At 72.0% G+C, this 15076-nt stretch carries 12 protein-coding genes; 5 read left to right on the forward strand and 7 right to left on the reverse strand.

Annotated elements, in window-relative coordinates:
• Positions 1 to 50: 50 nt before the first annotated feature.
• Positions 51 to 563 (forward strand): GNAT family N-acetyltransferase, encoded by a 513-nt coding sequence (locus ABT009_RS13800; protein ID WP_351292932.1) that lies wholly within the window; start codon positions 51 to 53, stop codon positions 561 to 563.
• Positions 564 to 578: 15 nt separating this feature from the next.
• On the opposite strand, the gene ABT009_RS13805 is transcribed toward ABT009_RS13800, so the two are convergent.
• Together ABT009_RS13805 and ABT009_RS13810 are read right to left on the reverse strand one after the other, a co-directional pair.
• Positions 579 to 2186: an AMP-binding protein gene (locus tag ABT009_RS13805; RefSeq protein WP_351292934.1), complete on the reverse strand. Its 1608-nt coding sequence runs from the start codon at positions 2184 to 2186 to the stop codon at positions 579 to 581.
• A complete protein-coding gene (locus ABT009_RS13810) occupies positions 2183 to 3886 on the reverse strand; it encodes an AMP-binding protein (RefSeq protein ID WP_351292936.1) in 1704 nt (567 codons plus the stop codon). Before ABT009_RS13810 ends, ABT009_RS13805 begins: the two co-directional genes overlap by 4 nt.
• A gap of 107 nt (positions 3887 to 3993) precedes the next feature.
• Here ABT009_RS13810 and ABT009_RS13815 point away from each other — a divergent pair, with 107 nt between their 5' ends.
• The 3 genes from ABT009_RS13815 (at position 3994) to ABT009_RS13825 (ending at position 9151) form a co-directional block, all read left to right on the forward strand.
• A complete protein-coding gene (locus tag ABT009_RS13815) occupies positions 3994 to 4914 on the forward strand; it encodes a helix-turn-helix transcriptional regulator (protein ID WP_502989865.1) in 921 nt (306 codons plus the stop codon).
• A 198-nt stretch (positions 4915 to 5112) separates the two neighbouring features.
• Positions 5113 to 8076, forward strand: coding sequence for a helix-turn-helix transcriptional regulator (locus ABT009_RS13820; RefSeq protein ID WP_351292938.1), 2964 nt, complete (start codon positions 5113 to 5115; stop codon positions 8074 to 8076).
• Positions 8077 to 8359: 283 nt separating this feature from the next.
• On the forward strand, positions 8360 to 9151 hold the full coding sequence (locus tag ABT009_RS13825; protein ID WP_351292940.1) for a S1 family peptidase: 792 nt from the start codon (positions 8360 to 8362) through the stop codon (positions 9149 to 9151).
• 90 nt (positions 9152 to 9241) lie between these two features.
• Here ABT009_RS13825 and add read toward each other — a convergent pair whose 3' ends face one another.
• The 5 genes from add to ABT009_RS13850 form a co-directional block, all read right to left on the reverse strand.
• Positions 9242 to 10342 (reverse strand): adenosine deaminase, encoded by a 1101-nt coding sequence (gene add, locus ABT009_RS13830; RefSeq protein ID WP_351292942.1) that lies wholly within the window; start codon positions 10340 to 10342, stop codon positions 9242 to 9244.
• Positions 10343 to 10407: 65 nt separating this feature from the next.
• Positions 10408 to 11496, reverse strand: coding sequence for an ABC transporter substrate-binding protein (locus ABT009_RS13835; protein ID WP_351292944.1), 1089 nt, complete (start codon positions 11494 to 11496; stop codon positions 10408 to 10410).
• A gap of 50 nt (positions 11497 to 11546) precedes the next feature.
• Complete coding sequence (locus ABT009_RS13840) at positions 11547 to 12341, reverse strand: ABC transporter permease (RefSeq protein ID WP_351292946.1); 795 nt, start codon at positions 12339 to 12341, stop codon at positions 11547 to 11549.
• On the reverse strand, positions 12338 to 13084 hold the full coding sequence (locus ABT009_RS13845) for an ABC transporter permease (protein WP_351292948.1): 747 nt from the start codon (positions 13082 to 13084) through the stop codon (positions 12338 to 12340). Before ABT009_RS13845 ends, ABT009_RS13840 begins: the two co-directional genes overlap by 4 nt.
• Positions 13081 to 13950, reverse strand: a complete 870-nt coding sequence (locus tag ABT009_RS13850) for an ABC transporter ATP-binding protein (protein WP_351292950.1) — start codon at positions 13948 to 13950, stop codon at positions 13081 to 13083. Before ABT009_RS13850 ends, ABT009_RS13845 begins: the two co-directional genes overlap by 4 nt.
• Before the next feature lie 187 nt (positions 13951 to 14137).
• On the opposite strand from ABT009_RS13850, the gene ABT009_RS13855 reads away from it, so the two are divergent.
• Positions 14138 to 14746 (forward strand): TetR/AcrR family transcriptional regulator, encoded by a 609-nt coding sequence (locus ABT009_RS13855; RefSeq protein WP_351292952.1) that lies wholly within the window; start codon positions 14138 to 14140, stop codon positions 14744 to 14746.
• Positions 14747 to 15076 lie beyond the last annotated feature (330 nt).

The following is a 15076-nucleotide window of genomic DNA, read 5'->3' on the forward strand; positions in this document are numbered from 1 at the left end:
GTAGTCGTATCCCCCGGGCGCGCAGTTCCCGGCACCCGCATACTCGTCCCATGCGCATCCGCCTCGCCGCACCCGCCGAGCTGCCCGCCCTCCAGGACATCGAGCGCGCCGCCGGCGAGCCCTTCCGGGCGCTCGGCATGGCGGTGGTCGCCGACGACGAACCGCCCGCCGTGGAGATGCTGGAACGTTTCCGGCGAGCCGGCCGCGCCTGGGTGGCCGTCGACGGGCAGGGCGAAGGCGACCCCGTCGCGTATCTGCTCAGCGCGACCGTCGACGGCGCCGAGTACATCGAGCAGGTCTCCGTGCACCCCCGCGCTGCACGCCGCGGCGTCGGCCGGCTGCTCATCGAGCACACCGCCGAACGGGCCCGCGCCGAGGGCCTCGCGACCCTCACGCTCAGCACCTTCGCCGACGTCCCCTGGAACGCGCCGTACTACGCACGCCTCGGCTTCCGGATCATGGACGAGGCCGAACTCACCCCGGGCTTACGGAAGATCCGCGCCGCGGAGGCCGAGTACGGCCTCGACCGCTGGCCGCGCGTCTGCATGCGCAGGCCCGTCTGACGGCAGGTCGCGCGGCTACGCGCCGTAACCCTCCCTCAGTTCGATCTTCCGCACCTTCCCGCTCACCGTCATGGGAAAGGACTCGAGGATGCGCAGGCGGCTCGGGATCTTGTAGTGGGCGAGTTGCTCGTGGCAGTACGCGCGCAGTTCGTCGAGCGTGAGCGGGTCGGCGGGCTCGCGGAGGATGACGCAGGCCAGGACCTCCTCGCCGTACCGCTCGTCGGGGACGCCCACCACCTGGACGTCGGCGATCTTGGGGTGGCCGTAGAGGAACTCCTCGATCTCGCGCGGGTAGATGTTCTCGCCACCGCGGATGATCATGTCTTTGATGCGGCCGACGATCTGGACATAGCCGTCGTCGCGCATCACCGCGAGGTCCCCGGTGTGCATCCACCGGCCGGAGTCGACGGCTTCTGTCGTCCGCTCGGGCTCGTTCCAGTAGCCGAGCATCACGCTGTAGCCGCGGGTGCACAGCTCGCCCGGCTCGCCGCGCGGCAGCGTCACACCGCTCACCGGGTCGATGACCTTCACCTCGATGTGCGGGAGCGGTCGGCCGACCGTGCCGGTTCGGCGCTCCAGGTCGTCGTCGCGGCGGGTCTGGGTGGACACCGGTGAGGTCTCCGTCATGCCGTAGCAGATGGAGACCTCCTCCATGTGCATTTCGGCCACGACCCGTTTCATCACCTCGACGGGACAGGGCGAGCCCGCCATGATCCCGGTCCGCAGCGAACTCAGGTCGTACGTCGCGAAGTCGGCGAGGTTGAGCTCGGCGATGAACATCGTCGGGACGCCGTACAGCGAGGTGCAGCGCTCCTGCTCGACCGCCTGGAGCGTCGCCACCGGGTCGAAGGACGGCGCCGGGATGACGATGCAGGCGCCGTGGGACGTGGCCGCCAGGTTCCCCATGACCATGCCGAAGCAGTGGTAGAAGGGCACGGGCAGGCACACGCGGTCCTGCTCGGAGTAGCCGATGGTGCGGCCCACCCAGTAGCCGTTGTTGAGGATGTTGTGGTGGGAGAGCGTGGCGCCCTTCGGGAAGCCGGTGGTGCCGGAGGTGTACTGGATGTTGATTGGGTCGTCGCAGCTCGACTCGGCCTGCACTTGGGCGAGTTGATGAAGCGATACTGAGGCGGCGCCCGCCGTGAGCGCGTCCCAGCTCGGGTCGCTGATGTAGACCGTCTCGTGCAGGTCGGGGCAACTCTTCCGGACCTGGTCGACGAGGGCGCGGTAGTCGCTCGTCTTGTGGCCGGTCGAGGCGATGAGTAGGGAGATCCCGGCCTGCTTGAGCACGTACTCCAGCTCGTGGGCGCGGTAGGCCGGGTTGATGTTGACCATGATCGCGCCGATACGGGCGGTGGCGTACTGGACGAGCACCCATTCCGGGCAGTTGACCGCCCAGATGCCCACCCGGTCGCCCTTCGCCACGCCCTTCGCGAGCAGACCTCGGGCCACCTCGTCGACCGCGGCGCCGAACTCGGCGTAAGTCCAGCGGCGTCCCGAGGGGACGTCCACGAGCGCGTCCCGGTCGGGGTACGCGGCTATCGCGCGGTCGAGGTTGGCGCCGATCGTGTCGCCGAGGAGCGGTGTCGTGCTCGTCCCGTGCGCATACGACAGTTCTGTCACCGGAAGTCCTCCTCGCGGTACTCGTCGGCCGAGCCCGCGGCAGTGCGCTCGCGCAGGTCGACGCGGCGGATCTTGCCGGACACGGTCTTGGGGAGGTCGGCGAACTCCAGGCGGCGGATGCGCTTGTAGGGCGCGAGGACGGTGCGCGAGTGCTCGAAGATCAGTTTCGCGGTGTCCGGTCCCGGCGCGTATCCCTCCGCGAGGACGACGTACGCCTTCGGTACGGCCAGCCGCAGCGGGTCCGGCGCGGGCACGACGGCCGCCTCGACGACCGCCTCGTGCTCCAGGAGAGCGCTCTCCAGCTCGAACGGGGAGATCTTGTAGTCGGACGCCTTGAAGACGTCGTCGGCCCGTCCGACGTAGGTGATGTAGCCGTCGGCGTCGCGGGAGCCGATGTCGCCGGTGCGGTAGTGGCCGCCGCCCATGGCCTCGGCGGTGCGCTCCGGGTCGCCGTGGTAGCCGGTCATGAGGCCCACCGGGCGGGCCGACAGGTCGAGCGCGATCTCGCCCTCGTCCGCGCCGGGCGCGCCGGTCACGGGGTCGAGCAGCTCGACCTTGAAGCCGGGGCTCGGCCGCCCCATGGAGCCGGTCTTCAGCGGCTGCCCGGGGCTGTTGGACACCTGCACGGCCGTCTCGGTCTGCCCGAAGCCGTCGCGGATGGTGACGCCCCAGTCGCGCCGTACCTGCTCGATGACCTCGGGGTTGAGCGGCTCCCCGGCGGCTACGGCCTCGCGCGGCGGTGTACGCAGCTGGCCGAGGTCCGCCTGGATGAGCATGCGCCACACGGTGGGCGGCGCGCAGAAGCTGGTGATCCCGGCCTCGTCCATCTCGGCCATCAGGCGTCCCGCGTCGAAGCGCGTGTAGTTGTGGATGAAGACGGTGGCCTCGGCGTTCCACGGGGCGAAGAGGTTCGACCAGGCGTGCTTGGCCCAGCCGGGCGAGGAGATGTTGAGGTGGACGTCGCCCGGCTTCAGCCCGATCCAGTACATCGTGGCCAGGTGGCCGATCGGGTACGACACGTGGGTGTGCTCGACGAGTTTGGGGCGGGCGGTCGTGCCGGAGGTGAAGTACAGCATGAGGGTGTCGTCGGCGCGGGTGACGCCCTCGGGCTCGAAGGAGGCGGACGCTTCGTAGGCCTCCTCGTACGCGGCCCAGCCGGAGCTGCTCGTGGGCTCAACCGACGAGGCGCCACCAACGACGGCGATCCGGGTGTAGTCCCCCGGCACGTCGTCGAACTTCGCCGTGTCCTCGGCCCGCACGATCACGTGCCGCACGCGGCCGCGCTCGACGCGGTCTTGCAGGTCGGCGGGGCCCAGCAGGGGGGTGGCGGGGATGACGACGGCCCGCAGCTTCATCGCGGCGAGGGCCGTCTCCCACAGCTCCAGCTGGTTGCCGAGCATGACGAGGATGCGGTCGCCGGGGCCCACGCCCTGGGCGCGCAGCCAGTTGGCGGCCTGGTTGGAGCGGGCGGACAGCTCCGCGAACGTGAGGCGGGTGCGCTGCCCGTCCTCCTCGACGATGTGCAACGCGATCCTGTCGTTGCCGCGCGCGATGACGTCGAACCAGTCGAGCGCCCAGTTGAAGAACTCCGGCCGGGGCCACTCGAAGCCCTCGTACGCGGTGGCGTAGTCCTCCCGGTGCGTGAGCAGGAAGTCCCGGGCGGTGCGGAACTGCTCCGTGGCGCTCGTCGTCGCCGTCATGCGTCCTCCTCGTTGCGGACCATTGCCGGACAGCTGCCTGCCATCGTCTAATCCGTGACGTGGGTCTCACCACCCCCGAACGGGGGTGGGATGGTGAAGGGGCGAGCGTGGCGGCTGACGGAGTCGGGGTCGTGGAGATGCGCGCCGCGCTGCTGCGGCTGCGGCGCGCGACGGGCCTGCCCGTCGCGTTCGGCGGGCTGGTCGAGTCCGGTGGGCGGCACGTGCGGATCAGTGAGCTGAGCGGTACGGCCACCGGTGCGCTGCGCGCGCTCGCGGTCTCGACGGGCAACGGCCTGGGCGGCAAGACGCTGGCTCTGTCCCGCCCGTGCGCGGTCACGGACTACAGCGTCTCGCGGCAGATCAGCCATGAGTACGACGTGGCGGTGGAGACGGAGGGCCTGCGCTCGGTCCTGGCGGTGCCCGTCGTCGTACGCCGCCGGGTGCGGGGCGTTCTGTACGGGGCCCTGCGATCGGCCCAGCCACTCGGGGACCGGACGCTGGGCGCGGCGGTCTCGGCGGCGCGGGACGTGGAGCAGGCGCTGGTCGTCCGCGAGGAGGCGCACGCGCTGCTCGCTGCGGCGGGGACGGCCGACATGGGGCACGGGTCAGGGGCCGCCGCATGGGAACAGGTACGCGAGGCCCACGCCGAGCTGCGGGCCCTCGCCCCGCGCGTCGCCGACCCGGCGCTGAGGGAGGAACTCCTCGCGGCCTGCGCCCGCCTGGCGACGGCGGCCGTGGGCCTGGGGGAGCGTGACAGGGAGCGCGACGCCTCGCCCCGGGCCTCACTCGGGGCCGGCCATCGCGGCGTCCCGCTGTCGTCGCGTAAGACCCCGGTCTCCCTGGCGCCGCGGGAGATCGACGTCCTGGCATGCGTGGCGACGGGCGCGACGAACGCCACCGCGGCGGACCACCTCGGCCTCCGCCCGGAGACGGTGAAGGGCTACCTGCGCTCGGCCATGCGGAAACTCGGCGCGCACACGCGCCTGGAGGCGGTGGTGGCGGCTCGACGGGCGGGGTTGCTGCCGTAGGGCGCCGCAGCCCCGGTCGGGGGAGATCCGCTATACCGCGGCGAACGGCTCCCGCCGCAAATACTGTTCTTCACACGGCAACATCGTGAAAACCCTTATGCCGAATGGTTGTTATTCCGCTCACACCTGCAACAGCCCGAGTTCTCAGTCCTCTTTACCTAATATTGTCCCGGACACGACTTGAGGGGAGCGGTGGCCATGCGACGGGACCTCGAGGAGCCTGCCAGATCCCGTCCCGAGCAGGTCACCGGCCAGTTCAGCGGCCCGGCCACCGGCCAGTTCGGCGACCGGGTCACCGGCCGGGACGACCTGCTCGCCCGGGCACGCGGACAGCTCTCCCGCGGCGGCAGTGTGCTGTTGCACGGCCCCGCCGGAATTGGAAAATCGACCGTACTGCGGACGCTGGCCGCGGAATACGCCGAATCGGCACGGACCGTGCTGCGGTGTGCGGCCACCGAGTCCGAATCCCATCTGCCGTTCCTCACGCTGGTCGACCTCCTGGGCCTCGTCGCGGACGAGGTTTCCGAGCAGCTGCCCGCGCCGCAGCGAGCCGCGCTCGAGGCGGCGCTCACGGGCCGGGGCGACTCGTCGCTGCACCACGACGGTCTCGCGCTGCGGCTCGCGGTGCTGTCGGTGCTGCGGGCACTGGCGGCCAGAGGCCCGGTGCTGCTCGTCGCCGACGACCTGCAGTGGCTGGACGCGGCGAGCGCCGAGCTGCTGGGCTTCGCGGCCCGCCGTCTGGGTGGCATGCCGGTACGCATGCTCTGCGCGGCACGGACGGGTACGGAACCGCAGAGGCACTCGTACGACCCGTATCTACGCGCGTCCCTCCCGGAAACGCTGGCCATCCGCGTGCCTCCGCTCTCCCGCACCGGGATATCCGAACTCCTCACCCGCCGCGGCTACACCGGGCTGCCCCGCTCGACCGTCCGGGACATCCACGGCACCAGCGGCGGCAACCCGCTGTTCGCGCTCGAACTGGGCCGGGCCCTGGCCGAGAGCCCGACCCCGCCGCGACCCGGCGAGCCCCTGCCCGTACCGACCTCGCTGCGCGCCCTCGTCCTCAGCCGGCTGGGCATGCTGTCCACCGAGGCCCGCAGGACGCTCCTCGTCGCGAGCGCGGGGGCGCGCCCCACGCTGCAACTGCTGCACGCCGCGGGCCGGAAGGACGCCGAGGCGGAGACGGCGCGCGCGGCCCGGCTCGGGCTGCTGGCGACGGAGCGGGATCCGTCCGGCGGGCAGGAGGGCGCCATACGGTTCGCGCATCCGCTCGTCTCGGCGGCGCTGTACGCACAGGCGTCCGCACAGGAGCGGCGCGCCGCCCACGCGGCGCTGTCCACGGCGGCCTCCGATCCGATCGAGCGGGCCCGTCATCTCGCCCTGGCCACGACTGGCACCGACCAGCGGGTGGCCGACCGGCTCTCCGAGGCGGCGGCCCTGGCCCGGGACCGCGGCGCCCCCTCGGTCGCCGCGCAGCTCGGGCTGCTCGCCGCCCGGCACACCCCGCCGGACGCCGTGCAGGACGCGGACGAACGGCGGCTGCGGGCCGCCGAGGACGCGCTCACCTCGGGTGAGCAGGATCTTGCCCGCGAGGTCGCGCGCGAGGTCCTCGACCGCGCGACCGACCCGGCGGTCCGGGTCCGCGCCTGGATGGTCGTGATCGACACGGCGGGACAGGCCATGGCCGGCATCGACGCCGTCTTTCCGCAGGCGCTGGCAGACGCGGGCGACGATCCCCGGCTGCTGGCCCTGGTGCACTACCAACTGGCGTGGCGCGCGCCGCTCGTGGAGGGCGCCATGGAGAAGGGCCGTGCGGAGGCCGCCCGCGCCGCCCGGCTCGCCGCGAAGGCCGGGGACCGGCGCACGGAACTCATGGCGCTCGCCTTCCAGGCACAGATGGAGACCCTGATGGGGCACCCCGGTGCTCCGGCGACCCTTGAACGCGCTCTCAGCGAACCACAGGACCCCACCGTGGCCTGCGACCACAACGGCGCGGGCGCCGCCCGGTTCCGCTGGCAGATCATGAGCGACCGGCTCACCGAGGCCCGCACCACCATCACGGGGCTGCTCCGCGAGGTGCGCCGCCGCGGCATGGCCGAGAGCGAGGTGCACTTCCTGCGCGGTCTCGCCGAGACCGAACTGCGCTCCGGGCACTGCGGCCGGGCCCTTGAACTCGCCCACGAGAGCCTGCGGCTGGCGCGGGACACGGGGATCGGCGAGGGGGCGGCCGCCATGTTCGCGTCCCTCGCCGAGGCCGCGGGCGGCGATGCGGAACGGGCGCTGGCCCTGGCCGGGGAGGCGGTGCGGCGAGCGGAGGAGGACGGCGACCTGATGTACCAGTCGCGGGCCCTCGCCGCCCTCGGCCACGCCCACCTCGTGGCCGGGGACGACACTGCGGCGGCCCAGGCGCTGCGTCGGGTACGGGAGTTGGAGCACCGCCTCGGCGTGTCGGATCCCGCCCGCGGCCGCTGGCACGGCGACCTGGCGGAGGCGCTGGCACGGTCGGGCGGGCTGGCCGAGGCCCGGGACGTCATCGAAGCCACGCGCCTCCACGCGGCCCGCCTCGGGCGTGAGAGCGTTCTCGCCGTCCTGGACCGGGCCGAGGCGCTCGTCGTGGCCGCACACGGCGAACAGGACGCCGCGGCCCTGCTGCTGGCCGCTGCGGGGGACCGCCTCGGGAGGCTGGGATACGGGCTTGAGGAGGCCCGCGCGGCCCTCGAGCTCGCTCGTCTGCGGGCGGCCGCGCCGGACACGGTGCCGGCGCGGAGCGCGTACGACGAGGCGGCGCGGCTGCTGAGGCGGTGCAAGGCGCGGCCCTGGCTGCGGCAGCTGGAGGCGTTGCGGGCGGCATCCTCCCTGGCCACTTCTCCGGCCGTCCAGCCGGCCGCCGCGGTCCCCACCCTGGTGAGCCCGGCCGGAACGGGCAGCCGGGCCCGACCGGGGCTCGCCGGGTCCGCTCCCCCGGCGCTCGACACCCTCGCGGCGACGGAGCGTCAGGTCGCCGCGCTCGTACTGGAAGGCGCCACGAACCGGGAGATCGCCGCGCGTCTTTTCATCAGCGTCAAGACGGTCGAGGCCACGCTCACGCGGGTCTACCGGAAGCTGGGCATCCGCTCTCGGGTGGACATCGTGCGGCTGGCGGCGGGCCGGCGCACGGGGTGACGGCTGGGGGCGCGGGGCGGCTGCGGGGACCGGGACGGCCGCCGGGCCGAACAGTCCCGAGGCACCCGCCGTCGTGGACACAACCGGACAGCACGGCCGATCCGCGATCGAGGGTTTTCCCTGCTCAACTTCCGCAGGGTGAACCCCTATTGGGCCGTCCCTGGAGCCACCCCTAGCGTGAAGCCGTTGCCGCACGCTCGGGCACTGGCGTCCGCCTCCCGCAGGCCCGGTGCACCACCCCCCACCCGTGCATCACCCCCCACCGGCATCCTCGAGGAGATCCATGTTCGGGCTCACCCGTGTCAAGAAGGCCGCCGCCGTGTGCGCGGCGACCGCTGCCGCCGCCGCGACCGTCGCCTTGGGCGCTCCCACCGCCGTCGCCGCACCCCAGCCCATCGTCGGCGGCACGACCACCACGGCATCCGCCTACCCGTACGTCATGCAGATCACCAACGCCTCGCAGAGCCAGTTCTGCGGCGGCACCCTGGTGTCGGCGAGAAAGGTGGTCACCGCCGCCCACTGTGTGGACGGCCGGACCACCAGCAACACCAAGGTCGTCGGCGGCCGCACCTACCGCAACGGCACCAACGGCACCGTCAGCTCGGTCAGCAAGATATGGATCCACCCGGACTACACGGACGCCGAGCAGGGCGACGACGTCGCCGTCCTGACCCTGTCGACCTCGATGCCGTACACGCCCATCGGCTACGTCTCCTCATCGGACACCGGTGTGTACGCGGCCGGCACCACCGCCCGCATCCTCGGCTGGGGGACCACCTCCTCCGGCGGCTCGTCCTCCAACCAGCTGCGCACGGCGACCGTCCCGACCGTCTCCAACGCCACCTGCTCGTCCGCGTACGGCTCGTCGTACATCGCCTCCGACATGGTCTGCGCGGGCTACACGGACGGCGGCGTGGACACCTGCCAGGGCGACAGCGGCGGCCCGTTCGTCATCGGCGGCAAGCTCGCGGGCATCACGTCCTGGGGCTACGGCTGCGCGGACGCGGAGTACCCCGGCGTCTACACGCGGCTGACCACCTTCTCGTCCCTGGTGACGGCGCAGATCAACTCCTGATCGCCTCCTGAGAACCCTCAGGTGCGCTGGAGGGGGCGCCGCGAACCGTCACAAGCGGTCCGCGGCGCCCTCGTATCTCGTTCTCCGCTCTCAGGTCAGCCATGCCTCCACGCCCTTCCGGGCTTCGGCCACCGTCTCCTGCGGGGCGCCGGAGGCCTTCAGCGAGTCGACGGCCAGATCGGCTAGTTGACGGTCCGTCAAGGAGAGGACACCACGGGCGGTCTCGTACTCGTCCAGCAGGCCGGAGCCGAAGAGCAGGGAGTCGTCGGCGGCGAGCGTGCAGCGGACTCCGGAGGCGAGCAGGTCCGGCAGGGGATGAGCGGTGAGCGAGTCGACCACGCCCAGCCGGGTGTTGGAGGTCGGGCACACGTCCAGCACGACGCCCTCGGCCGCGAGGCGCGTGAGCAGTCCCGGGTCTTCGACCGCGCGTACGCCGTGCTGGATGCGCTGCGCGCCGAGCGCGTCGAGAGCACCCAGCACGCTGGCGGGCCCGGCGAGTTCACCGGCGTGCGGGGCCGCGATCAGCCCGCCGGCGCGGGCGAGCGCGAAGGCGTCGGCGAACGGCTCGGGCGCATACCGGGACTCGTCCGCGGCCAGCCCGAACGCGACCACCCCGGAACCCGCCGACCCCACGGCGAGCCGCGCCAGATCCACGGCATCGCGCGGATCGAGGTGGCGCAGGGCCGTGACGAGGAGCCCACAGCCGATGCCGAGCCGGTCCGCCGTGCCCAGCGCCTCATCGAGCATGAGGTCGAGTACGTACGCGGAACTGCGGCCGAACCGCTCTCCGTACCGGACCGGGTTGACCGCAGGTTCGACCCACAGCGCGCCGTCCGCAGCCGCGTCCTCCACCACTTCGCGGACGATGCGGCGCAGGTCGTCCTCGTCCCGGACGAGCGACACGGCCTCGTCGTAACGGAGCCCGAAATCGGTGAACGTGGTGTACGCGGACATGTCGGGGACGGGCACCCCCTGTCGACGGGCGAGGTCGGCGAGAGTGGCGGGCCGCATGGAGCCCTCCAGGTGCAGATGGAGATGGGCCTTGGGCAGCCGCCGCAGATCCCGCACGGAGGTCACGTCCGGTGTGACCGCGGTGGCGGCGGTCGCATCCGTCGTCACCGCCATGTCGGCGATCACCTCGTTCGTTCCGTCCGCCGTGACGGCCGTCAGCTCCGCCTTCACATCCGCCATGACGGCCCCGGCATCCGACGCCGCATCTCCCGTCGCGGCCCCCGCATCCGCCGTCATATCCACCCTCACACCGTCGCCTTGCCGCCGAACACGGCGTCGAGCACAGACTGGTCGACGATCTTCGACGCGTCGGGCAGCTCCTTGACCCCGGCCGCCTTCAGACCGCCGTACATGTCACCGGCGAGCAGCTTCTCGTCGAGGCGCAACAGTCCCTTTCGCTTCGTCAACGCGCTCTGGGTGAAGGGAATTTGCAGCTCGTTCTCCCTGACCTGCTGCTTGAGGTCGAGGCCGAGGTCGACGCCGTACTTCGTGACGGCGAGCTTGGCGGCCGCCTCCGGGTCCTTCGCGTTGTCCTGCCAGCCGCGCACGGTGGCGCGCAGGAACCGCTCGAGGACGTCGGCCTGTTTCCTCAGCATGGACCGCTTGCAGAACACGATCGAGGAGTACGCGGGCAGGCCCAGGTCGGCGTACGTGACGACGTCGTAGTCCTTGCCCTTCTTCATGCCGTACTTGGTCTCCAGCGTGATCGGCTGGTTGGTGAGGAAGCACGTGTACGCCTTGCCCTGCTTCTGCACCAGCGGGCTGACGTCGTACCCAACGGGCGTGAAGCTGTAGTCCTTCTTCAGACCCGCCCGGGTGAGGACCGCGTCGATCAGGGGCTGGGTGCCCTGCTGGCCCAGCACCTTGGCGCCCAGCAGGTCCTTCGGCTCGGTCACCGGGTCCGCGGCGAGCGAGAGGAGTCCGCCGGGGCTGGTCTGGAAGACAGCGCCGAGGAGGGAGAAGTCGTTGCCCTTGGGGATCGACTGCAGCAGCGTCTGCATGTTGGCGTGCACGCCGAGGTCCGCGGAGCCCGCCGACACCGACTGCGTGGGGTCGGGTGTGTTGGGGCCGCCCGCCTGAAACTGGACGGTGAGGTTCTCCTCGGCGTAGTAGCCCTTGTAATCGGCGAGCCAGAAGCCCGCGAACTCGACGTTCTTGATCCAGCCGAGGGCGACCTTGACGGTGGCGGACTTGGCGCCGGCGGCCCCGGACTCGGAACCGGAGGAGTCGGACGAACCGCAGGCGCTGAGCAGTCCGCCGGCGCCGAGGGCGAGTCCGGAGGCGCCCGCGGCTCGCAGGAGGGATCGGCGGGAGAGATCGGGGCGTGACGACACGGGGGGTCCTTCCACGAACAAGTAGAGGGGTGACGGGGTGGCCGGGGAGGTCAGCTGAAGCGGGCGGTCCCGTGGCGCTCGGCGGCCCGGGCCCCGATGAAGCACAGGACGGACACGACGGTGGCGACCAGGGCGGTGCCCCAGGCACGGGCCGGGTCCATGAACGTGACGGACTGGGCGAAGAGCTGCCCCAGGCCGTGCGTGCCGAGCAGGTACTCGGCGAGCATCGCGGACAGGACGGCCGTCGACGCCGTCAGTCTGAGGGCGACCAGCAGGGACGGCACGGCGTGCGGCAGCAGGAGCAGCCGCAACCGCGTGAGGCGCGAAGCGGCGAGGACGGTGAAGACGTCGCGGGTGGCGGCGGGCGCGGCGCGCAGTCCCGAGCCGGCCATGACGAAGGCGGGGAAGAACGACACCACGGTGGTGATCGTCAGGACGGCGCCGGTGCCGAACCCGACGACACGGGCGATCACCGGAATCATCGCGACGACCGGGACCGAGCGCATGATCAGCGCCATGGGCGTCATCAACCCGGACAGCAGGGGCGAGGCCCACACCAGCAGGGCGCCTGCCAATCCGAGAAGCATGCCCAGGGCCAAGCCCACGGTGGCGTTGACCAGTGTCCAGCCCAGGTCGGCGGCGTACGCGCCGGGGTTGCCGAGCACATCGCCGAAGACGGCGGCGGGGGTGGGCGCGACGATCTGGTTGAGCTGCTGCGTACGCACCCACAGCGCCCAGGCGAGGACGAGCGCGAGCACGGTCCAGTAGCGGGACAGCAGCCGCCCGATGGTCCCCAGGGACCACATGCCGTGCGCCACGCCAGTCGTCTGAGCACGTCCCTTCATGCGAACCTCCGGGCGGCCGCCACGCGCAGGCCGGCCAGCGCGGCGTACGCAGTGAGGGAGATGACCGCAGCGGACAGAGCCGCGGCCCACATCAGGTCGGTCTGGAAGTTCTGCATCGAACTGACCAGCAGGACGCCCAGGCCGCGCGGCGCCCCGAACCAGTCGCCCACCACGGCGCCGAGCACCGCCGCAGGCGCCGCGAGCGCCAGTCCGTCCAGCAGCAGGGGTACGGCGGCCGGCAGTTGGAGGCGTACCAGCGTGGTGCGCCGAGTGGCGCCGAGGGCCAGGAACACGTCGTGGTGCGCCTCGCTCGCGGCGCCCAGTCCGGAGGTGACGGCGACGAACACCGCGAAGCCGGAGGCGAGCGCGGCGATCACCATGGGGGTGCCCTCGCGGCCGACGGTGGTGATCAGCAGCGGGCCGAGCGCAATGAGCGGGACGGCGTGAACGACGGCGGCCAACCGGTCGAGCCCGGGCTGCAGCACCGGCGCCAGCGTGCCTGCCAGCGCGACGGCGACGGCGGCGAGCGCTCCGGCGGCGAAGCCCGTGCCCGCGGCCGTCGCGGTGGCGGCGAGGGCGCGGCCCAGTAGGTCACGGGTGATCGGATCGCCGAGGGCGGCGACGACCTGGGTGAGCGGCGGCCAGCTCTCGCCGAGGACACCGAGCCGCCCCGCGGCCTCCATGGCGGCGAGCAGCAGCAACGTGCCGACGACGGTCAGGACGACGGTGCGGGCGCGGTTCACGCGGACCTGCCTTCTGCGACCCTGCCGTCTTGTGGGCGCCCCGGCAGGTCGGCAGACCCCTCGTCGAGGAGCGCCGTCAGCCGGTCGACGATGTCGTGGAACTCGGCGTTCCGCGTCAGCTCCCTGTCGCGGGGACGCGGCAGGGTGATCTCCTCGACGTGGCGTACGGTGCCCGGACGGCCGGTGAGGACGACGACCCGGTCGGCGAGCAGCACGGCCTCGTCGACGTCGTGCGTGACCAGGAGTGTGGTGATGCGCTGGTCGGCCCAGATCCGGGCGAGTTCGAAGTTCATACGCCGCCGGGTGACCGCGTCCAGGGCACCGAACGGCTCGTCGAGCAGCAGGACTTCGGGGTGCAGCACGAGGGCCCGTGCGATGGCGACCCGCTGCCGCATGCCGCCGGACAGCTGCCGCGGCCGCGCATCGGCAAACCCCTCGAGGCCGACGAGCTTCAGCAGTTCGTCGACCCGCCCCGTGTCGACGGGCCGCCCGGCAACCCGGAACGGCAGTGCCACGTTGTCGTACGCGCTCGCCCAGGGCAGCAGCGCATGCTCCTGAAAGGCGATGCCCAGGCGGTGGGCACGCACCAGCTCCTCGGGCGCGCCGCCCTCGACGAGCACCTCGCCGGATGTGGGCTCCTCGAGACCCGCAACCATGCGCAGCACGGTTGACTTGCCGCAGCCCGACGGCCCGAGGAGGGCGACGAACTCGCCGTGGCCCACCGTAAGGTCGACGGCCTCGAGCGCGGTGACGGTACGCGAGCGACGGAGCCGGAACTCCTTGGCCACCCCGCGCAGCTCGAGCGCTGCGGGGGCGGGCGGTGCCGGTGCGGTGGGTGGTGACTCACTGATCCCGGTGGTGGCCATGAAGGCCCTCCTCGCTCGTGAACCATTCGGTTCAAGGACGGTAGGACCGGCCGGTTTCACCGGCATTGCGGTGGCTGAGCCGGGCCGTTACGCCCCGGACGGCCGCCTCCCCCGGTGCGCGACAGGGCGTACGCCATCCCTGCTCCATCTCAGGGCCCCGCCCCGCCGCCCCGATAAAGTGCGAGGCATGCCCGATTTCCCCGACGAGAGCGAGCGCGCCCGGCTGCTGCGGCTGAGCGCCGACCACATCCTGGCCCATGGTGTCGCAGGCCTGTCCCTGCGCGGCATCGGCCAGGCGGTCGGCAGCAACAACCGCATGCTGCTGTACTACTTCGGCTCCAAGGAAGGGCTGATCACCGCCGCGCTCACCGAGGCGGGCCGACGCTTCCCGTTGCTCGAGCTGGTGTTCGAGTTGCTCGAGGACCGCAGACACCCTCTGCGCACCCGTCTCGAGACAGCCTGGGAAACGCTGTCGGCGGACGAGAACCTCCCTTACCACCGCATCTTCTTCGAGGTACTCGGCCTCGCGGGCTACCAGCGCGAACGCTTCGACGCGTTCCTCGGCGCGGTCGGCAAGGACTGGCGCGAGCGGGCGGCAGCCGCGCTGCGCGCCGACGGCGTACCGGCGGACTCGGCCGACGATCTGGCGCGCGAGCTGATCTCACTCTGGCGCGGCCTGCAACTGGACCTGCTCACCGCCGGAGACAGAGCAGCAACGCTCCGCGTGAACGCAGCGGCGGCAGCATCCTTGACCGAAAGGGCAACCGCTGTGGGCGGCCGTTCCCACCCCGGCTAACTCCTCAAGCCAACGCTGGGAGCACCCCCAGGAGGTGCCCCCCACGCGATTGGGATCCACCCCATTGGGCAGCGGCGCCGTCCGTCTGCGGGCAGTCGCTCCGCCAGGGGCGGAAGGGGTGGGCACAGGCGGCCCCCGGCGGCGCCCCTTCAGGCCATGGGGGAGAACGGCCGCGGCCCGGGAGTGCCGGACACCCCGGGTAATGATCAGCCCCGGCACCGGGCACTCCGCAGAGCTAGTGTGCTGCGCCGGAAATCCTGAGGGTTAGTCGGTTCCGGTTTGACTGTTGGGTGGGGCGATCCTGGCGAGGTAGTCGGCGAGGGACTTGAG

It is taken from the genome of Streptomyces sp. NPDC002896 (genome assembly GCF_040295225.1).
GTDB lineage: Bacteria > Actinomycetota > Actinomycetes > Streptomycetales > Streptomycetaceae > Streptomyces.